Annotated in this window: 20 protein-coding genes and 1 other RNA gene; 11 read left to right on the top strand and 10 right to left on the bottom strand. The window is 39.4% G+C overall.

What is annotated here, in order from left to right:
• Nucleotides 1-93: 93 nt before the first annotated feature.
• Nucleotides 94-777, top strand: a complete 684-nt coding sequence (locus ACP14V_RS04260; RefSeq protein ID WP_272609476.1) for a cell division ATP-binding protein FtsE — start codon at nt 94-96, stop codon at nt 775-777.
• Between the two features lie 141 nt (nt 778-918).
• Nucleotides 919-1,677, top strand: coding sequence for a polyphosphate--glucose phosphotransferase (gene ppgK / locus ACP14V_RS04255; RefSeq protein ID WP_272609475.1), 759 nt, complete (start codon nt 919-921; stop codon nt 1,675-1,677).
• A 160-nt stretch (nt 1,678-1,837) separates the two neighbouring features.
• Here the strand turns inward: ppgK and typA are convergent, their stop codons facing one another.
• On the bottom strand, nt 1,838-3,637 hold the full coding sequence (gene typA, locus ACP14V_RS04250) for a translational GTPase TypA (protein WP_272609474.1): 1,800 nt from the start codon (nt 3,635-3,637) through the stop codon (nt 1,838-1,840).
• A gap of 98 nt (nt 3,638-3,735) precedes the next feature.
• Nucleotides 3,736-4,293, bottom strand: coding sequence for a hypothetical protein (locus tag ACP14V_RS04245; RefSeq protein ID WP_136565701.1), 558 nt, complete (start codon nt 4,291-4,293; stop codon nt 3,736-3,738).
• A gap of 70 nt (nt 4,294-4,363) precedes the next feature.
• On the opposite strand from ACP14V_RS04245, the gene kdsA reads away from it, so the two are divergent.
• The 6 genes from kdsA to ACP14V_RS04215 all read left to right on the top strand — a co-directional run bounded on the left by kdsA (nt 4,364) and on the right by ACP14V_RS04215 (nt 10,635).
• On the top strand, nt 4,364-5,182 hold the full coding sequence (kdsA, locus tag ACP14V_RS04240) for a 3-deoxy-8-phosphooctulonate synthase (protein ID WP_272609473.1): 819 nt from the start codon (nt 4,364-4,366) through the stop codon (nt 5,180-5,182).
• A 140-nt stretch (nt 5,183-5,322) separates the two neighbouring features.
• On the top strand, nt 5,323-7,644 hold the full coding sequence (locus ACP14V_RS04235; protein ID WP_272609472.1) for a TonB-dependent siderophore receptor: 2,322 nt from the start codon (nt 5,323-5,325) through the stop codon (nt 7,642-7,644).
• A 50-nt stretch (nt 7,645-7,694) separates the two neighbouring features.
• On the top strand, nt 7,695-8,411 hold the full coding sequence (locus ACP14V_RS04230) for a DUF4198 domain-containing protein (RefSeq protein ID WP_272609471.1): 717 nt from the start codon (nt 7,695-7,697) through the stop codon (nt 8,409-8,411).
• 14 nt (nt 8,412-8,425) lie between these two features.
• Nucleotides 8,426-8,758 (top strand): hypothetical protein, encoded by a 333-nt coding sequence (locus ACP14V_RS04225; RefSeq protein ID WP_272609470.1) that lies wholly within the window; start codon nt 8,426-8,428, stop codon nt 8,756-8,758.
• Nucleotide 8,759: 1 nt separating this feature from the next.
• Entirely contained in the window at nt 8,760-9,059 is a 300-nt protein-coding gene (locus ACP14V_RS04220; RefSeq protein ID WP_272609469.1) for a hypothetical protein, read from the top strand.
• 7 nt (nt 9,060-9,066) lie between these two features.
• On the top strand, nt 9,067-10,635 hold the full coding sequence (locus ACP14V_RS04215) for a PepSY-associated TM helix domain-containing protein (protein ID WP_272609468.1): 1,569 nt from the start codon (nt 9,067-9,069) through the stop codon (nt 10,633-10,635).
• Nucleotides 10,636-10,637: 2 nt separating this feature from the next.
• On the opposite strand, the gene ACP14V_RS04210 is transcribed toward ACP14V_RS04215, so the two are convergent.
• Complete coding sequence (locus ACP14V_RS04210; protein ID WP_136565694.1) at nt 10,638-11,003, bottom strand: DUF1801 domain-containing protein; 366 nt, start codon at nt 11,001-11,003, stop codon at nt 10,638-10,640.
• Nucleotides 11,004-11,113: 110 nt separating this feature from the next.
• On the opposite strand from ACP14V_RS04210, the gene ACP14V_RS04205 reads away from it, so the two are divergent.
• Complete coding sequence (locus ACP14V_RS04205) at nt 11,114-12,235, top strand: Sb-PDE family phosphodiesterase (RefSeq protein WP_272609467.1); 1,122 nt, start codon at nt 11,114-11,116, stop codon at nt 12,233-12,235.
• Here ACP14V_RS04205 and ACP14V_RS04200 read toward each other — a convergent pair.
• Both ACP14V_RS04200 and ACP14V_RS04195 read right to left on the bottom strand, forming a co-directional pair.
• Nucleotides 12,232-12,507 carry a hypothetical protein gene (locus tag ACP14V_RS04200; RefSeq protein WP_136565692.1) on the bottom strand — a complete coding sequence of 92 codons (276 nt, stop codon included), beginning with the start codon at nt 12,505-12,507 and terminating at the stop codon, nt 12,232-12,234. The genes ACP14V_RS04205 and ACP14V_RS04200 overlap by 4 nt on opposite strands.
• A gap of 78 nt (nt 12,508-12,585) precedes the next feature.
• The gene (locus ACP14V_RS04195; RefSeq protein WP_272609466.1) at nt 12,586-13,791 is read right to left on the bottom strand and encodes an NAD(P)-dependent oxidoreductase; all 1,206 of its coding nucleotides are present in this window, start codon (nt 13,789-13,791) and stop codon (nt 12,586-12,588) included.
• A gap of 297 nt (nt 13,792-14,088) precedes the next feature.
• Between ACP14V_RS04195 and ssrA the strand changes: the two genes are divergently transcribed.
• Both ssrA and ACP14V_RS04185 read left to right on the top strand, forming a co-directional pair.
• Nucleotides 14,089-14,489, top strand: a transfer-messenger RNA (tmRNA) gene (gene ssrA / locus ACP14V_RS04190).
• A 235-nt stretch (nt 14,490-14,724) separates the two neighbouring features.
• Nucleotides 14,725-15,942 (top strand): site-specific integrase, encoded by a 1,218-nt coding sequence (locus ACP14V_RS04185; protein ID WP_272609465.1) that lies wholly within the window; start codon nt 14,725-14,727, stop codon nt 15,940-15,942.
• 283 nt (nt 15,943-16,225) lie between these two features.
• Here the strand turns inward: ACP14V_RS04185 and ACP14V_RS04180 are convergent, their stop codons facing one another.
• Genes ACP14V_RS04180 through ACP14V_RS04160 form a run of 5 tightly spaced genes read right to left on the bottom strand, consistent with a single transcriptional unit; the run spans nt 16,226 to nt 21,869 of the window.
• Nucleotides 16,226-17,203 carry a hypothetical protein gene (locus ACP14V_RS04180; protein WP_272609464.1) on the bottom strand — a complete coding sequence of 326 codons (978 nt, stop codon included), beginning with the start codon at nt 17,201-17,203 and terminating at the stop codon, nt 16,226-16,228.
• Nucleotides 17,203-19,029 (bottom strand): hypothetical protein, encoded by a 1,827-nt coding sequence (locus ACP14V_RS04175; RefSeq protein WP_272609463.1) that lies wholly within the window; start codon nt 19,027-19,029, stop codon nt 17,203-17,205. The genes ACP14V_RS04180 and ACP14V_RS04175 overlap by 1 nt, the downstream gene beginning before the upstream one ends.
• Entirely contained in the window at nt 19,016-20,245 is a 1,230-nt protein-coding gene (locus ACP14V_RS04170) for a metallophosphoesterase family protein (protein WP_272609462.1), read from the bottom strand. Before ACP14V_RS04170 ends, ACP14V_RS04175 begins: the two co-directional genes overlap by 14 nt.
• Nucleotides 20,245-21,078: a DNA adenine methylase gene (locus tag ACP14V_RS04165; protein ID WP_272609461.1), complete on the bottom strand. Its 834-nt coding sequence runs from the start codon at nt 21,076-21,078 to the stop codon at nt 20,245-20,247. The genes ACP14V_RS04170 and ACP14V_RS04165 overlap by 1 nt, the downstream gene beginning before the upstream one ends.
• Complete coding sequence (locus tag ACP14V_RS04160; RefSeq protein WP_272609460.1) at nt 21,075-21,869, bottom strand: thymidylate synthase; 795 nt, start codon at nt 21,867-21,869, stop codon at nt 21,075-21,077. The genes ACP14V_RS04165 and ACP14V_RS04160 overlap by 4 nt, the downstream gene beginning before the upstream one ends.
• Nucleotides 21,870-22,597 lie beyond the last annotated feature (728 nt).

Genomic DNA, 22,597 nt, shown 5'->3' with positions numbered 1-22,597 from the left:
TACGGTAGACCCATCAAAACTTGCATTAACGATTTATTTTGATACTATTACAGTAAATTCAAATACTTTTGTATTGTTTCCTGAAGATATATTATGCCTGAAACCATTGTAAAATTAGAGGACGTAGCCGTATTCCAAAATGAGAACCTTGTACTGAAGGATATTGATCTTGAAGTAAAAAAGGGGGAGTTTGTATATGTCATTGGAAAAACCGGTAGCGGTAAAAGTAGTTTTATGAAAACGCTATATGCCGATATTCCCCTAAAACAAGGGTCTGGCAATGTAGTAGATTTTGACCTAAGAAAACTTCAAGAAAAAGAAATCCCTTTTCTTCGAAGAAAACTGGGTATTGTTTTTCAGGATTTTAAGCTGCTCCCCGATCGCAATGTGAACAACAATCTTCTTTTTGTACTCAAGGCTACCGGTTGGACCGACCCGTCAAAAATGAATTCCAAAATAGAAGAAGTTCTGGACAAGGTGGGCATGAAGACCAAAGGTTTTAAATATCCGCATGAACTTTCTGGAGGAGAACAACAACGTATTGCCATTGCCCGCGCCCTTTTGAACGACCCTGAGCTTATTCTTGCCGATGAGCCAACGGGAAATCTGGATCCGCAGACCAGTGTAGAAGTAATGAAGGTTCTTCAGGAAATCAATCAAAATGGACGTACGATCATCATGGCAACCCATGACTATGCTTTAATTTTAAAATACCCTCATAAAACTTTAAAATGTGATGGCAGCAAGGTCTTTGAAGTCATCCAAAAAGCAGTTTAGTACATATCAGCAGTCATATAAACGCCAAAAAATGTCAGAAAGAAGTGGTAAATGACGATCATTGTGTATAGTTTGCCACCAAAACTTTGACCACCAAAAGTTTTTTTGTTTCTTTTGCCTAAACAAAAATTCCTTCCATTTATGGAAATTCTTGGTATCGACATCGGTGGATCGGGCATTAAAGGAGCTTTGGTCAATGCCGAAACTGGCGAAATGTTAACCGAACGACATCGAATTCCCACTCCTAAATCCCGAAAACCGCAAGAAATGGCCAAGGTAGTGGCTGAAATTGTGGACCACTTTAATTATAGTGGCCCTGTTGGATGTGGTTTCCCTACCATTGTAAAAAACGGAGTTTGTATTTCTCCTGGAAATCTTGATCCCAGTTGGGTTGGTGTGAACATCGATGAACTATTTACCGAAGCCACCGGACATGAGGTCACCGTATTGAACGATGCCGATGCCGCTGGTTATGCTTCCATGAACTACGGTGCCGGAAAGGGACAGGATGGCCTTGTGATCATGATTACCATTGGTACCGGATTGGGAAGCGGTGCTTTCTATAATGGTATTCTTCTCCCCAACTTTGAATTGGGGCAGATTCCTTATAAGAAATATAAGAAGATTGAAAAATGGGCTGCCGCCTCTGCTAAGGAACGTGAGGGCCTTAGCTATAAAAAATGGGGCAAGCGTTTCAACAAATTCCTGAATTTGGTGGAATTGATTGTTAATCCTGACTTGATAATTGTTGGTGGAGGCACATCAAAAGACTGGGATCAGTTTAAACATCTCATCGATATTGAAACCAAAGTGGTAAAAGCGGAACTTATGAACCATGCTGGTATTATTGGGGCTGCCGTAGGTTGTTTACGGGAACAACATCATGGGCATTTACATTGATGTTTAAACACAACAACAAATCCAAGTACAAAAACAATTTTGGATACAGGACCATTGTCAGTTCAAGCCTAGTCGAGAACAACAAATAACAATACCAAAGTACCAAAACAGATAAGTCGTCCTAGCTTAATAAACTTGGAGTCAAAAACCTAAACAGCTCCTATTCTACCTTGTTACGCTTACGATCTACTTCCTTTAGATAAATCTTTCGAAGTCTAATATGGTTAGGAGTTACCTCAACATACTCATCTTTTTGGATGTATTCCAAGGCCTCTTCCAACGAAAATTTAATAGCGGGTACAATCTTGGCCTTATCATCTGCACCAGCAGAACGAACATTGGAAAGTTTCTTGGTCTTGGTTACGTTTATAGCCATATCGTCTCCCCTAGAGTTTTCACCAATCACCTGACCTTCATAAATTTCCTCTCCCGGATCAATAAAAAACTTACCCCTTTCCTGTAATTTATCAATGGAATAAGGAATTGCCGTTCCATTTTCCATGGAAATCAAGGAACCGTTCAATCGCTGTGCAATGTCTCCTTTCAAGGGTTGGTATTCCTTAAATCGGTGGGCCATAATGGCTTCACCGGCAGTGGCAGTCAATAATTGGTTTCGCAATCCAATAATCCCCCTAGAAGGAATCATGAACTCACAGATCATTCGAGAACCTTTGGCCTCCATACTGATCATTTCTCCTTTTCTAATGGAAACCATTTCCACGGCCTTTCCGGAAACCTCTTCCGGCAAATCAATGGTAAGGTGCTCCACAGGCTCACATTTTATCCCATCCACTTCCTTGATGATTACCTGCGGTTGTCCAATTTGAAGTTCATATCCTTCCCTACGCATGGTCTCGATCAAAACGGAAAGGTGCAATACCCCACGGCCAAATACCATGAATTTATCAGCACTGTTGGTTTCTTGTACCCTTAGGGCCAAGTTTTTCTCCAACTCCTTTTCCAATCTTTCCTTGATATGCCTTGAGGTAACAAATTTTCCATCCTTTCCAAAAAATGGACTGTCATTGATGGTGAACAACATACTCATGGTTGGTTCATCAATAGCGATGGTCTTCAACTTTTCAGGATTCTCAAAATCCGCTACGGTATCCCCTATTTCAAAACCTTCCATACCTACAATGGCACAAATATCGCCAGCAGTTACTTCCGAAACTTTTTGTCTGCCCAAACCTTCAAAGGTGAACAGTTCTTTGATACGGGTCTTTACAATGCTGCCATCCCGCTTCACCAAAGAAATCTGTTGTCCTTCCTTTAAAGTACCACGCTGTAATCTACCAATGGCGATTCGTCCAGTAAAGGAGGAAAAATCCAAAGAAGTAATCAACAATTGCGTAGAGCCTTGTTCTGGTTTAAATTCCGGGATATGTTCAACCACCATGTCCAAAAGTGGCTCAATGCTATCTGTAGGTTTCTGCCAATCGGTGCTCATCCAATTGTTCTTGGCTGAACCATATACCACTGGAAAATCCAATTGCCATTCCTCGGCACCCAATTCAAACATAAGGTCAAATACCTTTTCGTGTACTTCCTCAGGCGTACAGTTTTCCTTATCCACCTTGTTGACAACCACGCAGGGCTTCAATCCAAGGTCAATGGCTTTTTGGAGTACAAAACGGGTCTGCGGCATGGGTCCTTCAAAGGCATCCACCAGCAACAATACCCCATCTGCCATATTGAGGACACGCTCCACCTCTCCACCGAAATCGGCGTGACCAGGAGTATCTATGATATTGATTTTGGTGTCTTTATATTGAACGGAAACATTCTTGGAAACAATGGTGATACCACGCTCCCGCTCCAGGTCATTGTTGTCCAAAATTAAATCGCCCTTGTTCTCGTTATCCCGAAACAACTGGCAGTGGTACATAATTTTATCAACCAAGGTGGTCTTGCCGTGGTCTACGTGGGCAATGATTGCAATATTCTTGATTTTGGACATAACCTGTTTTTTTAAGGCCGCAAAGATACTGCTATTTTCTACTTGTCAACACGCTAAAGTGTTATTTTTATCTTATTGATTTTGTGCAGGTTCCGAAGTCAACGCCCCACACACCATCTTTTTTCGCTCACGATCCAGCCCAGGCTCAAATTTACTACGGGATAAATACCCCCTTTAAAAGGCCCCACATAGTATCCTGCCCCAGCATCAATGGAGAAACTTATTCCAGAATTGTAGCTGCGCTGTACCCCATACACCAAGCCTCCATACCCATGAACACCATCCACTACCCTGTTTTCCACTATGCGACTACCGGGTGAGAATATCGCCGCTGATGGTGCCAAATAATTCCCAGAGTTCCCATAGATGGGTTTTCTTCTCCGCTGTCTTCCGTTGAAATTGTGGTAATATCGGTTCTGGACTGTAATCGCTGGGAAAAAATCCAGGTTTTCCATAGGTTCGGTGCTGGCAGGTTCCAAGGCCATCTGCCAAGCCACTCTTATATCCAAGGTACTGTTCACTCCAAGACCCATTTCATACTCCACACCCGGATTAAAAACATTGATCTTGATTTGCCGTATCTCACAATTCATACCATATTGGGCACGAGAGAAAATACTGGAAAACAAGAACACCATAAAAAGAATACAACGCATTGTAGGTTAATTTGGTAATCATATAACATTTACTTTTTCAAAATAGTATTTTTGCTGAAAAAGATATCCCATGCAATTAGACGCCATTCCACAGATAAAACATACAGATAACAACAACTTTTTCTTATTGGCTGGTCCCTGTGCCATTGAAGGTGAAGAGATGGCCATGCGTATAGCGGAAAAAGTAGTGGCCATCACGGATAAATTGCAGATTCCCTATGTGTTCAAAGGGAGTTTCAAGAAGGCCAATCGCAGTCGCATTGATTCCTTTACCGGAATTGGGGACGAAAAGGCATTGAAAATCCTGAGAAAAGTCTCCGAGACTTTCAAGGTGCCCACGGTAACCGACATCCATGAAATCTCTGATGCAAAAATGGCAGCGGAATACGTGGATGTGCTTCAAATTCCAGCTTTCTTGGTACGCCAGACCGATTTGGTGGTTGCCGCTGCAGAAACCGGAAAGGTGGTCAATCTAAAAAAAGGACAGTTCATGAGCCCGGAAAGCATGAAACATGCGGTTACCAAGGTCACGGAAACGGGCAATGAGCAGGCCATTATAACGGATCGAGGTACCATGTTCGGCTATCAAGACATGATTGTTGATTTTAGAGGTATTCCCACCATGAAACAATATGCGCCCGTAGTATTGGATGTGACCCACTCCCTACAACAACCCAATCAATCTTCTGGAGTTACCGGAGGCAGACCGGCCTTGATCGGCACTATGGCCCGCGCAGGTATTGCAGCTGGTGTGGATGGTCTTTTTATGGAAACCCATTTTGACCCAGCAAATGCCAAGAGTGATGGAGCCAATATGCTGGATTTAAGCTTATTGGAAAAATTACTAACCGATTTGACTGCTATCAGACAAACCATTAATTCCCTATAAAAAAGTAACCTCCTCTTTGTCAGTAGCTTAACAAAAAACTTCTATTTTATTTTTAATTAGTCTAAATATTCCTTGCGTGAATACGCAGTGAGATATACATTTGCATTCAAAATTTATTTAGACCAATTATAAATAACCTTATGAAGAATATATTTCTCATCCTCAGTTTTGCGGTATTTTTTGCTTCGCATGCACAAACTGGAAGCCTTAAAGGCAAAGTAATCGATTCAAGAAACAGCGCACTTCCCAACGTAAACATCTCCATTTCCCACACCAGTCTGGGAACTCCAACTGATGATTCAGGAAATTACTTGATCCAGGATCTATCACCAGGCTCCTATACCCTGACATTTTCCATGATCGGGTACGAAACCCAAACTTTTTCAGCTACTGTGGTGGCCAATAGAACAACTTCTGTACCCACGATAGCATTGATTGAAAAGAACGAACAATTGAACGAGGTGGTTGTTGAAGGCCTTCAGAACAAATATGTGGAAAATGAACCCTCCACGTCTTTGAGACTTAAGACCAAGCTGGTTGAACTACCCCAAAATGTTCAGGTAATCAGCGCCGAAATTCTCCAAGACCAACAGGCTACCAGCATCATGGATGGCGTTATCCGCAATGTCAGTGGGGTTACCATGCTGGAACACTGGGGGCATTTTGCCCGTATCAACATGCGTGGTTTTCGCTTGCCTGCGTTCCGAAATGGAATCAACGTTCAAGACAGCTGGGGACCATTGTCCGAGGATATGAACACCGTGGAGCGTATTGAATTTGTAAAAGGTCCTGCCGGATTTATGATGTCTGCCGGAGAACCTGGCGGTTTCTATAATGTAGTGACCAAAAAGCCCACCGAGCAATTCATTGCCAATGCATCTTTTAGCGCAGGTAGTTTTGATTTTTACCGTGGCACCGTTGATGTAAGCGGAAAACTTTCCGAAAACGGAAAGCTATTGGGCCGGTTCAACGCCATGCTACAGACCAGTGACAGCCATAGAGGCAATGAAGATGTCACCCGATATGGAATAGCACCTTCGCTTACCTACAAATTTTCGGACAGGACATCCGTTACCGCAGAAATGAATCTGCAACAAGCCGAATCCTATATCGGTTCAGCCTATATTTTTGCACCCTCCAGTGCTGGGTTCGCCAGCTTGGACAGGGACTTTAAATTCACCAACAACGATTATCCAGTAACTGATATCCAAGAGGTAACCTTCTTTGCCAACCTAAAGCATGAGTTTTCCGATAATTGGAGTGTGGAAGGACAGTTGGGCTATTTGCGCTATGACCAAGTAGGTAATTCAACCTGGTTGCTTTCTTTGGAAGAAAATGGAGATGCATACCGTTATGTTTCCAAATGGGATGCCCTTTCTCTAGGTAAATATGCGCAAGTATACCTTTATGGGAATTTCAATACAGGTCGGGTTTCGCACAAAATAATGGGTGGTTTTGATTATAGTGATAAAAAGTATTGGGCTGATTGGTTCGAAACTTCCGTAGTGGATACCACTGCACCTTTCAATATTTTCAATCCAGTATACGGGGATAGCCCTGAACCTGTTTTCAATCGTTCTTCTTCCGTTCAATACAGAAATGGAGGCACCCCTTATGGTGCCAGTACCGTAAGGGCCCATTATGCACAAGATGAAATCGGGTTTATCGACAATCATGTCCGGTTGACCTTGGCAGGTAGATACACCAATCTGTATACCATTGGTAAAACAGAAACAGATGATGTATTTACTCCTCGTGTTGGGTTGAGTGTGGATATCATTCCTTCTTTAACTGCTTATGCTCTATACGACCAATCCTTTTTGCCACAAAGTGGTGTGAGCAGTTCCGGCGAGTTGCTCAATGACCCTGTTGAAGGAAAAGACATTGAAGGTGGTGTGAAGGCCAATTTCTTTGATGGCCGATTGCGAACCTCCTTGGGTGTTTACAAAATCAATAAGAATAAAATCTTGGTGGGCGACCCGGCTTTTCCCAATGACAACTTCTCCATCTATTCCGGTGAAATAGAATCCAAAGGAATCGAATTTGATGCACAGGGACAAATTACCCCTGAACTGAACATCATCCTTAACTATGCCAATACCAATGTAAAAGATAAATCGGGTAGTCTTGTAGCTGGACATTCCAAACATGTGACCAATGGATGGTTGAACTACAACTTTTCCGAGGCTTCGGCACTAAGTGGATTTGGAACATCTTTGGGGTACCAATACCAAGTGGACCGTTCCACATGGGCCTGGGCCGCAGACAACCAATCCAATCTACCCAACTATTTTAGATTGGATGGAGCACTTTCTTGGAGAAACGACCATTTTAGGGTTCAATTGAACATCAACAACATTTTGGATGAATACCTGTATTCCGGATCAGACTACGGAACCTATCTGTACTGGCAATCTGAACCTGGAATCAACGGCAGGGTAACCATAGCCTATACTTTTTAACCTAACCTTTATAATGGGCCCATTCACATGGGCCTTTAACACCTTACATCATGAAAACGAATTTTATCGCATTAATGCTCTTGCTTTTTGGCATGGCTACCGCCAACGCCCACTACTTATGGATAGAGACCGAAGGCAATGGAACCTTGGGCCAACCCCATGAAGTACGTGTACACTTTGGGGAATACACCTATGGTGTCATTGAAAAAGTTAAGGGCGAAGCATTCCCATCTGTATCCAAGTTTACCCTTTGGGTAATTGCTCCCGATGGCTCAAAAATTGAGCTGAAAACGACCCCGGAAGAAGAATATTACTTGGCCCATTTCACACCAAATGAGAATGGTGTATACACCGTGGTCATGAACAACAATGAGATTGATGTGATCGATTACACCCAATATGACTTTGGCATTTTCAAAACGCATTACCATTCTACCGCCAAGGTACAGATTGGCAATACAGATGCCGACACCAAAACAGCCAACCCCAATGGCATTGTGGTAAAGCAACTGACCCATAACGGAAATGAAGTAAAACTCCAGGTGTTGTACAAAGGCCAACCCTTGGCAAAAAACGAACTGCAAATCTATGTGGCGGACCTTTGGTCCAAGACCTTGCACACTGATGATAATGGCGAGGTATCCTTTGCCCTGCCCTGGAACACCAAGTACATTGTGGAGACCACTACCAAAGAAGAAGTTCCAGGCTCGTACAAGGGAGAGGACTATCAGTTTATTTGGCACTGTGCCACCTACTGTATCAAATAATTTTAAAATAGATCATGGTCACTGGAATCGCTCTCATCCTATGTATTGCCTTTTGCCTCCTCTACAGCACTTCCAAAAAAATGACTGGTGTTGGGGTCTTGGGTTTCGAAAAATGGGTAGATAATCACCGTAACGCATCCCAATATCTGGGTCTGGGTCTTATGACCATTTCCTTACTATTGAGCTGTTGGATATGGGGGTTGGGTTCTGGGGCATTTACCTTCTTTGTCCTCCTTATGACAGTGGCCAGTTTGGTTGTCTTACTGGCCCCATTGCGATTGATTTCCTATGCGACTATGGGAGGTACGGTAGTTTTCTTTTTGATTTGTGAACTAATATTGTTCTAATATGCCAGCCAACAAAAAATACCTGACCAGTTCCCTAACACAGCGTTTCGCCAAAATAACCGCTGCCATTTTGGGAGGGTTAATGGTAGCCGTATTGTTCCACATGGCCTTGGCCAGTTGGTTCAACCATGTTGCCGTTATCATCACCAGTACCTTTTCCGCTTTCATCCTTTGGGCCGTGTTAATGGTATTGGCCTTTTTAGGGAAGAACGGATGGAAAATCTGGGGCATTTATTTGGCTGTTTCGCTACTCTTTGGCGTGCTTATCTATTTTGGCCATCAAAACCATCCAATCGTATAGACCAACCATGGGAAACCGCATTTACAACATTCTTTTTCACACCCATACCGTTAGCGGTATAGTAATCAGTGTGGCCCTCTATGTTATCTTTTTTACTGGTTCTTTCTCCTTTTTTAGGGATGAAATTGCCAATTGGCAGCGGGGGCACGATGTATCCCAAGAAGACGCCATTGTAACCAGCATGGATTCGCTTTTGACCCATATTTCAAAAGAGTACAATCTTTTGGGTCGTGATGTGGAGATTAGCCATTATTACAATGAGCGAAGTGTAAATGTCAACCTGGGGGCCTCTAAAGATTCCCTTGCATCCGAGGAAGATCAAACCCGTGGTTTTTTCTATTTGGACACTTCGGATAAATCCAAACGGGATTATGTTGGGTCCTACCATTTAGGCGAATTCTTGTACCGACTACACTTTTTGGACCAGATTCCATACCCCTATGGCCGCTATTTGGCCGGATTGGTGGCTTTCTTCTTTCTTTTTGCCATCCTAACCGGTATTTTGGTCCATTGGAACAAAATTGTCTCCAACTTTTATGTGTTCCGCCCTTGGGCCAAAATAAAAGCAATGTGGACCGATGCCCACACCGCTTTGGGCGTGATAGGGTTTCCGTTTCAATTTGTATATGCCGTTACCGGAGCCTTTTTCCTTTTGAAAGGCATATTGATGCTTCCCCTTGTAGCCGGGTTGTATGATGGTGACCAAAACCAACTGTTTGAAGATTTGGAATACAACCATCCCGAATACACCTATCAGAATGAGAAATTGGACAAGTCCATACATCTAGACCCTTTGATTGCCAATCTGAAGGAAGAATGGCAAGACTTCAAGGTTACCGAAGCCCATATTTTCAATTATGGGGATACCAACATGCATGTAGCCCTAAGTGGTCATATGGGATATTCCACCAAGCTTAATGGATTGGGACATCGCATCTACAAAATTGCAGATGGTTCCATCGTGGAAGAAAAAATGCCGATAACCAATAATTCCTATCTGGATGGAGTGAAAAATATGATGTTCCGACTACATTTTGGGGATTATGCAGGGAATGGCCTTCGTCTCATCTCCTTTATCCTTGGATTGGTCTCCTGTTTTGTAATTCTATCTGGGATTATGATATGGTTGGTGGCGCGAGACAAAAAGAACATTCCTGAGAAACGGCGTAAGTTCAACCATCAAGTGGCCAACATTTACATGGCGATTTGTTTGACCCTTTATCCAGTTACCGCCGTGGAATTTATTGTGGTAAAATTTGCCGAAGAGGTAAATCGAGCCTTCTTGTATCGAACCTATTTTCCCATTTGGTTGGTTGCCACCCTCTTTTTCATCTTCAAAAAGAATATTGGCTTCACCAACAAATGGACCTTGCTATCAGGTAGTATTTTGGCGCTGATGGTTCCCATTGCCAATGGCATTTCCTCTGGAAATTGGATGTGGGTCAGCTACAACAACGGCCATCACCATATCTTATTGATAGATTTGATTTGGATGGTTTTGGGATTGATTACCCTTTGGGTGGCACTCTTCAAGCTCAAGAAGCCCATACCCAATAAAAATACGGTCAAAAGCTAGCCCTATTTCCAAAAACCTTTGTGGTTTACAGAACTGGCATCCTCAAGAATTGCCACAAGTACCTCTGCATCAATTTCCTCGGGTTGGTGATATCGAAGGGATTTCATCACCTTTCTACCTTCGGTGACCATTTTATCCAGATGAACGGTTAAGTGGGCGGAACTCCAAAAACCTACATCCACATACCCCTTTTTGGCGGACGCATTTAGATAACAAAACGGTTTTCCTCCCAAATAATAAAACGGAATACGATACTTATATTTTAATTCCACATCAGGAACTGTGCTCTCCACAAAGACCTGCAATTGCAAAAGAATGCTTTTGAACGGTTCAGATTGATCTAGGATGTATGCTTCAGCTGGGTTCATGTATCAAAAATCAGAAATTGATTCCATTTTACCATTTCTTAATCCAAATTATTTTTCTTGTAAAGCAATAATGTAAGAACGTTTCATACATTTGGAAAAAACCGACCACCATGAAACTTCAACCTCTTTTTCTGTCCTTTTTTGCCTCCGCCGTGATTTTTGCCCAAGAGCATTCGCACACAAGCGCAAGAGCGATTACATTCCCAGATGTTCCCAACTATAAAACCCTAAAAACAGATTTCCATCAGCACACGGTTTTTTCGGATGGAAATGTATGGCCCACCATTAGGGTATCGGAAGCCCTACGGGAAAATTTGGACGTAATTTCCTTAACCGAGCATTTGGAGTATCAACCGCATAAGGAAGATATTCCCCATCCTGACAGAAACCGTTCTTTTGAATTGGCCATGGCCGAAGCCAAAGACCACGACCTGTTGATCATTAATGGTTCTGAGATCACCCGCGGTGCCCCCATGGGTCACAACAATGCCATTTTTATACAAGACGCCAATAAATTGTTGCATGACAAGGCGGAAACTGTTTTTGGGGAAGCCAAAAAACAAGGCGCTTTTGTATTTTGGAACCATCCGGCATGGTATCCCCAATCCCCAAAAGGAAATCCCATTTTAAGTGATTTCCAAAAAGACCGTATCCAAAAAGGAGAATTGCACGGTATAGAAGTCATTAACATGGGGGATTATGCTGAAGAATCATTGGCCTTGGCCTTGGAAAACAACCTGACCATTATGGGTACCAGCGATATCCATGGCCTTATTGATTGGGACTATACTGAAAAAGGCCATAATCGCCCCATTACTTTGGTCTTTGCAAAAGAAAAAACTGCAGCATCGGTTAGAGAAGCGTTGTTTGCGGGACGAACCGTAGCTGTCTATAACTCCCTTTTGGTTGGGAAGGAAGAAAATCTAATTCCACTATTGGAGGCCTGTATTTCCATTGAAGAAGCTACCTATATCAACAAAACTTCCATTTTAAAGATAACGCTAAAGAATGGGTCTAGCAGCGATTTGATCTTTGAAAATCAAATGCCCTATACTTTTTATTCCAGCCCCGCTGTGTTTACTGTTCCTGCTGAAGGCACAAAAGTTATTCAGGTTAAAACATTGGAAAAATTGGATTCCCTAACCTTAAATTTAAAAGCATTGGGAGCATATGTTGCGCCAAAACAACATCCTACCGTTCAATGGGAAGTAAAGGTTGAAAACGCGGACTAAGCTACCGAGAAGAGTTCGCGGCCATTGATTTCTGCATCAAAATCCGCACTAATTTTTTTGATGTGCTCCGCTGGGGTTTTGTTGGAAATCCAAATCCATTGGTTATCCATATCAACATCAAAATGAAAACAGGAAAAATCGGCACAACAGTCCCCGTCGAATTTGGATAGGAGGAACTTTGTAATTCTGGGCCTGAGCTTATACTCTAGGTCTATGCAGGCCCTTTTGGCTGAGGCGTCCAGATTCCCGGACAATATCCATTTGAATTTCACTTTAGCCGATATAAGAGAGTCAATATACTAAAAAATGGGCTATACACCATAACACATTCCTTATATCGATGAAATGAATCACTCCACCCCATCTACATACCCTTGCAAATACGAATACCGCGAGGTCAACTTCCCATTTTGGGTCATTCGGGCCCGTTCCAAAATACCATCTTCGTCTCCGTTAAAAAAAGCAGGAATCACATATTTTGAGAAGGCTTCCCCAAAACCATTACTGGCATCCCTGGGCAACTCACACGGAAGATTATCCACGGCCATGACCGCTATGGCATTGGTATTCTTAAAATCGGTTTCCGACTCGGAACTGGGTTCATAGCCATATACGGGATCTGCAATGGTGGATGGTCGTATGGTGGAAGCCACTGGACCATCTATGTCACAGCTAATATCGGCCACTACCTTGATTTTAAATTCGGATTGCTTTGCATCTTCCCTAGTATAGAGGTATGGGGCACCATCACCGTAAAAATGACCTGCAATATAAAAGTCGGTCACTTTGGCAAATCGAAAAAAGTTGGATTTGTACTCTTGTGGGTTTTTAAAGAAATCGGCTTTATTGCCACGCACCCCATCTTTTCGCTTGTTGTATTCTGATGCATCGATTTGGCAGTAAACCACCTCTTGATAGGTTTTGTTCAGGTAGTCAGAAACATTGACCCGTTTTATTCCCATGGCATCCAACATTTCTCTGGCCCCATTGCCTACCCTTCCCTTGCCGGTCAACAAGATTTTTATGGCCGGCAGTTTAACATTTTTGAGCTCCCTTATCAAGGCCTGTTGATCTTCCAAAGTTTCCGCTTTGGGTAAATTGAAAAGATCAAACTTTAAACCATAAGTCCTTATTCCATTGTAAGCTCCAACAATTCCAGCATACCTGCCAAAGGCCACCAAACGTTGTTCCTTGGTATTGGTAATCACTTCATGATCATAAAGCTCAATGTTTTTTTCCAAAATGGCCTGCAACAATGTCCGATTATAGGGCTGCTTTTTTATGGTATGGGAAAAGAAAAAATACTTTTTATTGGGAATAAGGTATTCTATGGGCACTTCCTTTACGCCAAGCAACACATCGCACCCTTCTATATTATTTACTACCTGAATATTACTTTTTAAGTATTCTTCATCTGTAAAAACCCTTATGGGAGATGATTCCACTTCTATTTGGGCCTCGGGAAAATTAGTCAGGACTTTTTGACATTCCACCGGTGACAAAACCACCCTGCGATCTGGCGGGTTTTTCCGCTCACGTATAATTCCGAATTTCATACAACGCTTTGGTATAATTGTTGACCAAAATAAGAGTATTGTATAGGGTAAGCAAACTTTTTATCTTTTGAAGATATAAGTTACCTTTGCCCACCGCGTTAGGGATAGAGGTGGTATCCTTTTTCTGTCATTTCGAGCGCAGTCGAGAAACAGAAAAAGATAAAGCCGATAGCCCGACCAAGAATCTGCTACGCAGATTCTTGGGAACGCCCATACTATAACTGTGCTCAGTGCAGGATTAGTTCTTTGAAAAAATTGAGAAAGATTCCTGCCTACGCAGGAATGATATCTCATTACGGGGCCGACTGGTTTTGACAGCGAGACCAATGGCTATGTAAGCATGTCGAGCTATGGGAATGATGCTCGTTAATTCAATGTCTCAACTTTTTTAAATGGCGAGTCTAACTACGCTTTAGCTGCTTAATTGACTGAATTATAGTAAGTCCAAGCCTAGTCCCGCAAGGCGGGAAAGCTGAATGTCCCTTGGTAGCCCTTGTTGACGGCGACCTTTTTTGGGGCACCATAAAAGTCAACACCGGATTTTTGTGGCTTCGGCAAAGATCCTAAACTTAAGAAGCTAAGTGTACGATAGGCAGTCCTTGGTCGGTCGTGCATCGAAAATTGAACTCGGACTAAGCATGTAGAAAGCCTAGTTGTTGCTTGTTTGGACGAGGGTTCGAATCCCTCCGGCTCCACTAAAATACCATCAAAACAACACATTAAACCTGTAAATTACTGATTTACAGGTTTTTTTATTTTATTTGGTTTCATTTAAACTCGAATAATATCAAATAAAAAGACACCAAATCGATACCCATTTTAAAAACACAAAAGTGGTATCGATTTCCTTGTAATTATCTCTTTTTTAGATTTTTATAAAACTCTATAAATTATTTTTCATACCTTTATTTGGCATAAATCGATACCCAAAATATGTCAAATTCCTTTGCAGTCCTTTTTTACCTTAAAGACAAACGTCTCGACAAGAACGGAAAAGCCGGACTATACCTAAGATTAACGGTAAATGGCCAGCGTTCCGTCATAAGTCTTCACAGAAAAATTGACCCTGAAAAATGGGATTCAAGAATGAACAAATTGAAAGGAAAAGGAATGGAGGCAGAAGAATTGAATCGATTTATGGCAACCGTCCGCCACAAGGTGAACAAGATACATCATGAATTAGTGGAAGAAGGAAACTTTTTTACTGTTCATGATATAAAGGACAAATTCTTGGGTAATGACAAAAGGGTAAAAATGCTTTTGGAGCTCTTTGATGAGCATAACCAACAAATGGAAAAATTGATTGGTATTGAATTTGCCCTGGGCACCTATAAACGGTATCATACTACTCGCAGCCATGTGGCTGAATTTATCAAAACTGAACTGAGAAAATCAGATGTTCCTGTTCGAGATGTGGACTTGAAATTCATTAAGGGTTTTGAATATTTTCTCAAAGTGACGAAAAAATGCAATCATAACTCGGCATTGAAATATGTAAACAATTTCAAGAAAATCATCCGAATGGCCGTTGCCCATGAATGGATCAGCAAAGACCCTTTCTACAACTACAAAGTACAATTCAAAACGGTAGAGCGTGAATTCCTATCCAAAGAGGAATTACAGACTTTGGTGGACAAAGAAATTGATGGGGAACGTTTGAATGTGGTCCGGGATATGTTTGTGTTCTGTTGTTATACCGGACTCTCTTATATTGATGTTCGAAAACTACATCCTGATAATATCGTAACCCATATTGATGGGAGCCTCTGGATAAAGTCCAAACGTACCAAAACAAAATCTAGATTGGGTATTCCTTTACTACCAACTGCCCTGGGCATTATTGAAAAATACCAAGACCATCCCAAAGTCGTAAACGGGGATTGTGTCTTACCTGTTTTGAGCAATCAGAAATCCAATGCATATCTCAAGGAAATTGCTGCCCTCTGTGGCATTAAAAAGAACTTGACCACCCATTTGGCCAGACATACTTTTGCCACCACTGTAACACTTTCCAATGGCGTTCCCATTGAAACTGTTGGGCAAATGTTAGGACACAAAAATCTTAGAACTACACAACATTATGCCAAAATCATTGACAGGAAGGTAAGCGAGGATATGGCGGTTTTGAAAAGCAAATTAAAAGCACTCTAGCTATCAGGATAACTGAACCATTCATATGATTACATATTGATATAAATGAGAAAAAGCATTTCTTCTTTTGTGGTTGATTAACTAAAAAGCATTGCAAGCAGTATTTGGAAAACAAGAAACACAGTTAGGTCCTTAATTTTAAGGTATATTCTCTTACTGCAAAGACTACATCGAGTAAAAGAAACAAGATTATCATAAGCAATTTTCCTCGCTAGCTTCGATAATTATAAAAACTCTTCTCCTCCTATTCTATACAGAACATCACTTATTTTAACAAAGGGAATTAAACAGCTAATTCTTTGGTTTTTACATTTTCAAAAACAACTTTGCAAATTATAGGGTCAAGTAAAGAGGGCTCTCGATCATATACTTTTCTTGAACCACCGGCACTTACTCTCCATATATCTATATCAGGGTACCTATGCGCCAATAAAATGCATAATAATGCAAATGGCTTTGGCCCCTGAGGTGCTAATATGATTTTATAATCATCTCTTAAAGCATGATACAAAGATGTAAGCTGTGATTCAGTAGAAATTAAATCATTTACCGGATGACAATGAATATTTTGGCTATCCAAATTCACTAAAAGATCAGAGTTATTTTGTTCTATATCTGTCACATATTTCTCATCAAAAGCCGGTTTCGAATAAAAAACAAATGTTTTTTCTGGATCAATATGTTCCACCAAGCCTTTAGCCCTGTACTTTTCATAACCTAAACCAATAACCAAAACTATAGGTTTATTGGATGCCGAAATCCTATAAACACCAGGTATTGGCCCCATATATTGGTTTGGCATAGGCTCTTTTGGTTTTGAATACTTTGCCGGAGTATAGCCAAATGAAATTTGTAAACTTTCCAAAACTGAATGCTTAAATGAAAAATAGTTAATGATAGTGGAGTACCACACTTTTGTCATACAAGAGTAATCAACAAAAACATTCAATTCCTTTCTCTTCAAAAAGTCAGTAAAAATATTGTCCAAGATTCCTATTATATCTTCAAAATTTCCTTCACCAGCTTCTATATCATGTTTTACAAAACCTAATTCCAAAAACTTCCCGTCATTTATCTTTCGTTGCTTTTCTTCTTTTCTCTCTTTAAAACCAATGTATATTTTTCTTGATTTAGATTGATTCTTTAGCTTTTCAACCAAGCAAGTTGCCCTGCTTTCATAACCAGAAGAAGCTATAATCAAATCATACTCATCCTTTTCGATGTTTGTCAATGTAATCTGTTCAGCATATTTAATTTTCATTATAAATCCAGTTTTGCCTGATTCGATGGTTTATTGACCATGTTCTTTTTATTTAAAATTGGTTTTATACAAGATGAAAGACTAACTCTAGTATAAGTTCTTAATGGAAGCTTAAATTTTGGATGGAATAAATAAGATAACCTTAGCCTTTTCCCCTTTATATTAACGTCAAAGCCATCCTTTGAAGGATTTAATAGAATTATTGCTCCTTGATAAACAGCTTGTTCAAGTACAGAAGTAATTGCATCATCTAAATTCTCATCGACATAAAACGAACCTTTGGGATCCCTACTAAATTCTCCAAGGAGCTGTAAATCACTTAAATGAGATCCAATCATATCAAGCATTTGTGTTAAAGTAAATTCTTGACCATTATGTCTTCGAATAGTTGATTTTGGAATTGCGCTTAGGCTTTCAAGAAATCTTTCAGCAATTTTACTATATACAATCCCTTGCTGTTTATTTGATATTTTTTTAGGTCTATTTTTATCAGTACCCGCCAACATCATATCCATAATCCCTTTAAGCCACCTTGGGTTACCATCACAAATCTTGTACAATACTTCTTCTCCAAAAAAAAGTGAATGCGCCTTTCTCATTCTTTTCTTTTTAGGTTGCCTAGTTTCTTTGTAATTGTTATAATAGTTTCTAAAGTAGACTGAAGGTTTAATTTTTCTTAGAACAGTATCTTTTTTATTCTTATTTAATTCATCTACGCTTGGGTCAATAGGATTAATGTTAGCGGAGATCAAATGATTTCGAAAAGAGGTATCTACTTCAGCCAATTTAATTATTTCAGACCAGATTTCACCTCCCTTTTCATACTCTCCCTTTGTAGAACTATATATGGGATTAGTTCCAAAAATCAATTTAACATCTATCTTTTTGCCATATCTCCTTTGTAAAATATTGGATACTATCTTCTTACTAAAAACTTCGTATTTAGTGCCTATTTCTGTTGGCCACATTTTAATCAAAGTGACATCGTTTAAAGTACTAGCCAATAAATCTTTAGGTATTTTTGTGATAGGACTTGAACTCAACTTGTAAAGCAGTTGCTGATTTCCCCGGCTTCTTAAAGATTCAAACAATCTATCTTGCAGCCATTTTGGTGCCAGCTCCAACTCATCAAAACAGAATGCCCAATTAGTAATTTTATAACCCATTATTTGCTCAAATGCCTTGATTGCTACCTCAGAAGCATTTTCAAAGTCAAGATTAAAATATGACCGGTTATATTTTACCTCATCTTCTGTTTTACAATTAAGAGTTGTTTCACTCATGTGTTGAGCTAAATTATTTGCACTACTAGATAAGGCTAGTCTAATTTTACCCAAAGTTGGTACCGTTGGTGGTAATCCCCACTCTTTTATTAAAAATTTGCAGAATTCTGCTAATTTTTCATCACCCACATTCTTAATTTCATATTCGAGTAATGACTCTATCGTTTGGGTTGTCGAATCCAAAACTCTTAAGGTTACAGCAGTCTTTGAAACTACTTTTGCATAGTTTGGGAACTTTTTTTCCAGTTGTCCATAATAAGCTTCTTTATTTGTATTCCAATAAATGTCGGTAGGTATATAAATAGCAACAAAAGGAAGGTTCTTTCTAATATTTTTAGCTTTTGGGTTTTCCCAATTATACAAAGCTGGTAAAGTCAACATTTTCATCATAGTTGTCTTCCCACAACCTCTCGCACCAAGTAAAACTGAGTGACTATTCTTTATTAATTCCTCAAATTTTGGATCAATTAGAAATGTTTCAGCCACTTCTTTGGCTTTTAGATTTTTAGCATTATATACTACATGAAAATTATCGGTTTTCATCCTCGTTTGGGTTATATTTCTTTCCAATTTTTGATGGTAGGCGTTCTTTACTATAATTAACCTCTAATTCGTATATATCATCTAATGTTTTTTCTAAATCAACAAGTTCTTTTGGTGTTAAATATTGTACTTCTGGAATTTCCACTTCAATCTTGTCCCACCTTATCTCAACCGAATTTTTACTTTGATACAATTGGTTAATTTCTAAACAGATATCCTTAATATTTTTATTGGAACCGAAACCAGTATAACTAGGTAAATTAGGTGGGCCACCATTTGCTCTTCTCCACCCGTTTCCTTCTAAATATTCCCAGGTTCGAATCTTCCCCACCGCTTGATTATTTCCTGTTTTTGTTATAGTCATCATATGAAAGGAATTAAACATTCCGTGCATCATTAAACCACTCTTAGCTGAAAAACTTCCAGAGGAAAGAATTGGAATACGCTTACCACCACATGGATGATATTCTAAACTTGGATAATGTTTATGACCATGAACAAAAACATCAAAATTACTTTCAATAAGACCTTTTAATAAGTCAGCACTGTTTTCCAATACATCTTCCGCTTGTGGATTAGGCAAAGGGTATTCCATGGGATGGTGATGGCATAATGCTACTTGAATTTTACTATCCTCTCTCTTTTCAACATACTTTTTTATTTCTTCAATCTGAGCTTTATCGACTTTTCCTTGAACTGCAGTATCTTTACTTCTATGAAAATGACAACTATTAATCACCAAAACCCTTACATCAGGAAATTCAACAAAACAATATCCATTTGCCCAATATTCATCACGTAACTCTTTACTTTTGAAAGGATAGGATTTACCTATTTTTTTTGGAACTCGAAATACTTCATCTTTAGATATTTGCTGCCTTGAATCAATATCGTGGTTGCCAATTGTCGCAATAACATCTTTAGTGCTCATCTCATGAGCAATCTCATTAATAAAGTCCCAACCAGATATTAGGCCTTGCGGATCGGTACCATTGGTGATATCCCCAGGACAAAACAAATAATCTATATTCTCTTTGAAATCAGGAATCACCTGCTCAATGAATGATTGAATTGGATGTTCTGCGGCAGGATTTCTAAGACTATCCGTTAATAAATGTGAATTAATGCCTAGCGGATGACTACTATGATGACAATGCAAATCACTAATAATCGCAATATTAATAGATGTTGATTCCACTGAGTTTTTTGCATTCATTAGCTAACGTTGGTAATAATTAACTCCTTGTAATTCCTACGTGTTTTAGTTCTTCCACCGACTATACTAGGCCTCTCAACAGAATATATTTCACCAACTCCCCTATAATATGATCTAATTGTAGGATGTTCAGCATTTGACAAGATATAATAGGCCCCTATTTCATTAATTTTCCTAACCATCTCTACCAACCTTTCTTGGTCTTCGAGTGAAAATAATTTACTGTTATAGGCAATAAATCCATTGTTTTCATGTGCCACAGTATAAGGAGGATCTAAATATACCAAATCATCCTTCCTCACATTTTTCAGTTGACTATAAAAATCATTTGAAGACAATTCAACTCCTTGTAATTTATGGTGGACCTTTATCAAGTTTGATTCCGTAATTAAGTCTACATTTTTTCGTCTACCATAAGGAACATTGAACCCACCTTTTGGATTAACTCTATATATCCCGTTAAATGCAGTACGATTTAGGTAAATAAATCGTGCGGCTTTTGTGTGATCAGTTCGGCATTTCATAGATCTAATCCTATAATAGTCTTCTTCTGAATTTTTAAACTTTTTCAAACTGGAAATTACCGCCTGTGGCCCTTTTTGAATCTCGACAAATGCATTTATTAATTCATCATTTAAATCATTTAAATAGACATTGCCATTAGGATTTAAATGAAAGAATATTGCTCCGCATCCCAAAAAAGGCTCGTGATATCCTAAAAATTTTTTTGGAATAAATTTTTCAATCCCTTTTTTAACAAACCATTTTTTGGAACCAGTCCATCTTAGAAATGGTATGGCAGATTTACTGTTTACGTCATCAATTTCAATCATACTGCAATTGGAGCTTTAATTGCAGGGTGAGGATTGTACCCTTGTAATTCGAAATCATCATATGTAAAATCAAATATCGATTTCAATTTCGGATTAATTTTCATTTCAGGATATGGTCTTGGCTCTCTACTTAATTGAAGTTGAACTTGTTCAAAGTGATTGTTATATATATGAACATCCCCAAAAGTGTGTATAAATTCTCCATAGTTTAAACCACAAACTTGCGCAATCATCATAGTTAAAAGTGCAAATGAGGCAATGTTAAACGGGACACCTAATAATAAGTCAGCACTTCTTTGGTATAATTGACAAGACAACTTTCCCTCCACGACATAAAATTGAAAAAGAGTGTGGCATGGGGGTAAAGCCATGCTATCTACATCTGCTACATTCCAAGCGCTAACAATGATTCTCCTAGAATCCGGATTATTCTTTAATGTTTCAATTACGTTTGAAATCTGATCTATGTATCTTCCATCAGGAGCTGGCCATGAGCGCCATTGATATCCATAAATAGGTCCTAACTCTCCTTTATCATCAGCCCATTCATTCCATATTTTAACACCGTTATCTGTAAGATATTTAATATTGGTGTCTCCTTTTAAAAACCAAAGTAATTCATAAATAATAGATTTTAGGTGTACTTTTTTGGTTGTAATCAAAGGAAAACCTTCATTGAGATCAAATCTCATCTGATATCCAAAAATGCTTCTAGTACCAGTACCTGTCCGGTCAGATTTATCCATTCCGTTTTCGAAAACATACTTTAGAAGTTTTTCGTATTGGTCCATTCTTTTTTGAAAAACTAAGGTTTTTATTTTGTGAACTGCAAATTAAGCTTGACTGCAAGAGGGGGAAAAGCTAATATAATAATTGTAATCTATTTCCTCAGTAAATATCAAAAAAATTAAGCTCCCTATCAGAGATGTTCATTTGAAAAATTACAACAGCTACTCTAATCAAATTAGTTTCTTTCATGCAAGTAAACCCCAAATCTTACCATAACTAACTTGCGCCGGATCCTGCTTCGATTTTACAGCGTGCAGGTAGCTAAGCGTTAGGTAAAATCGAAATAGGGCGCACTTGCTAAGGTTCAAACTTGTTAGCATTACCCAAATCACAGCAAACAGCCACAAATTTTAAGAAGTATTGGTTGGAGCTTTAAATTGCACCAAATTGTATCAAGTATTATTTTTTGCAACAAACTTTTTCAGTGTTTAAAGGGTCTGCGAAGGTTTTTGCAACAAACCCCTTTTTAGGCCGAAATTTTCGTTAATTGTAACTTATTGTAAATAAGTAGATTACTACAAACCCTTTTTGGAGGCTATTTACAAATTGTGACAATTTTTTCCAGTGTTTACAGGGCTTCCCAAAGCTTTTGACCCAATTTCGGAAAAGCTAAAAATTTAAAACAACTTATAATTAATTGATTGTAAGTTATTTATGAAACATAGCATCGCTTTAGCGTGCTATCCTCTCGCTATACATTTCTTCCTTGTTAAAACTCGTCAAAAATGTA

The organism is Flagellimonas alvinocaridis (assembly GCF_965248585.1).
In the GTDB taxonomy this organism is placed as follows: Bacteria; Bacteroidota; Bacteroidia; order Flavobacteriales; family Flavobacteriaceae; genus Flagellimonas; species Flagellimonas alvinocaridis.
The sequence above is the reverse complement of the archived record's forward strand: the minus strand, read 5'-3'. Positions and strand labels throughout refer to the sequence as shown.

What these genes read in the sequence shown, in the direction of transcription:
- ACP14V_RS04170 (WP_272609462.1), bottom strand. Translation starts at nt 20,245, where the DNA reads ATGAATGCAAAAAACTCAGTGGAATCAACATCTATTAATATTGCGATT.
- ACP14V_RS04245 (WP_136565701.1), bottom strand. Translation starts at nt 4,293, where the DNA reads ATGCGTTGTATTCTTTTTATGGTGTTCTTGTTTTCCAGTATTTTCTCT.
- kdsA (WP_272609473.1), top strand. Translation starts at nt 4,364, where the DNA reads ATGCAATTAGACGCCATTCCACAGATAAAACATACAGATAACAACAAC.
- ACP14V_RS04180 (WP_272609464.1), bottom strand. Translation starts at nt 17,203, where the DNA reads ATGAAAATTAAATATGCTGAACAGATTACATTGACAAACATCGAAAAG.
- ACP14V_RS04195 (WP_272609466.1), bottom strand. Translation starts at nt 13,791, where the DNA reads ATGAAATTCGGAATTATACGTGAGCGGAAAAACCCGCCAGATCGCAGG.
- ACP14V_RS04205 (WP_272609467.1), top strand. Translation starts at nt 11,114, where the DNA reads ATGAAACTTCAACCTCTTTTTCTGTCCTTTTTTGCCTCCGCCGTGATT.
- ACP14V_RS04185 (WP_272609465.1), top strand. Translation starts at nt 14,725, where the DNA reads ATGTCAAATTCCTTTGCAGTCCTTTTTTACCTTAAAGACAAACGTCTC.
- ACP14V_RS04175 (WP_272609463.1), bottom strand. Translation starts at nt 19,029, where the DNA reads ATGAAAACCGATAATTTTCATGTAGTATATAATGCTAAAAATCTAAAA.
- ACP14V_RS04225 (WP_272609470.1), top strand. Translation starts at nt 8,426, where the DNA reads ATGGTCACTGGAATCGCTCTCATCCTATGTATTGCCTTTTGCCTCCTC.
- ppgK (WP_272609475.1), top strand. Translation starts at nt 919, where the DNA reads ATGGAAATTCTTGGTATCGACATCGGTGGATCGGGCATTAAAGGAGCT.
- ACP14V_RS04220 (WP_272609469.1), top strand. Translation starts at nt 8,760, where the DNA reads ATGCCAGCCAACAAAAAATACCTGACCAGTTCCCTAACACAGCGTTTC.
- ACP14V_RS04235 (WP_272609472.1), top strand. Translation starts at nt 5,323, where the DNA reads ATGAAGAATATATTTCTCATCCTCAGTTTTGCGGTATTTTTTGCTTCG.
- ACP14V_RS04260 (WP_272609476.1), top strand. Translation starts at nt 94, where the DNA reads ATGCCTGAAACCATTGTAAAATTAGAGGACGTAGCCGTATTCCAAAAT.
- ACP14V_RS04230 (WP_272609471.1), top strand. Translation starts at nt 7,695, where the DNA reads ATGAAAACGAATTTTATCGCATTAATGCTCTTGCTTTTTGGCATGGCT.
- typA (WP_272609474.1), bottom strand. Translation starts at nt 3,637, where the DNA reads ATGTCCAAAATCAAGAATATTGCAATCATTGCCCACGTAGACCACGGC.
- ACP14V_RS04215 (WP_272609468.1), top strand. Translation starts at nt 9,067, where the DNA reads ATGGGAAACCGCATTTACAACATTCTTTTTCACACCCATACCGTTAGC.
- ACP14V_RS04160 (WP_272609460.1), bottom strand. Translation starts at nt 21,869, where the DNA reads ATGGACCAATACGAAAAACTTCTAAAGTATGTTTTCGAAAACGGAATG.
- ACP14V_RS04210 (WP_136565694.1), bottom strand. Translation starts at nt 11,003, where the DNA reads ATGAACCCAGCTGAAGCATACATCCTAGATCAATCTGAACCGTTCAAA.
- ACP14V_RS04165 (WP_272609461.1), bottom strand. Translation starts at nt 21,078, where the DNA reads ATGATTGAAATTGATGACGTAAACAGTAAATCTGCCATACCATTTCTA.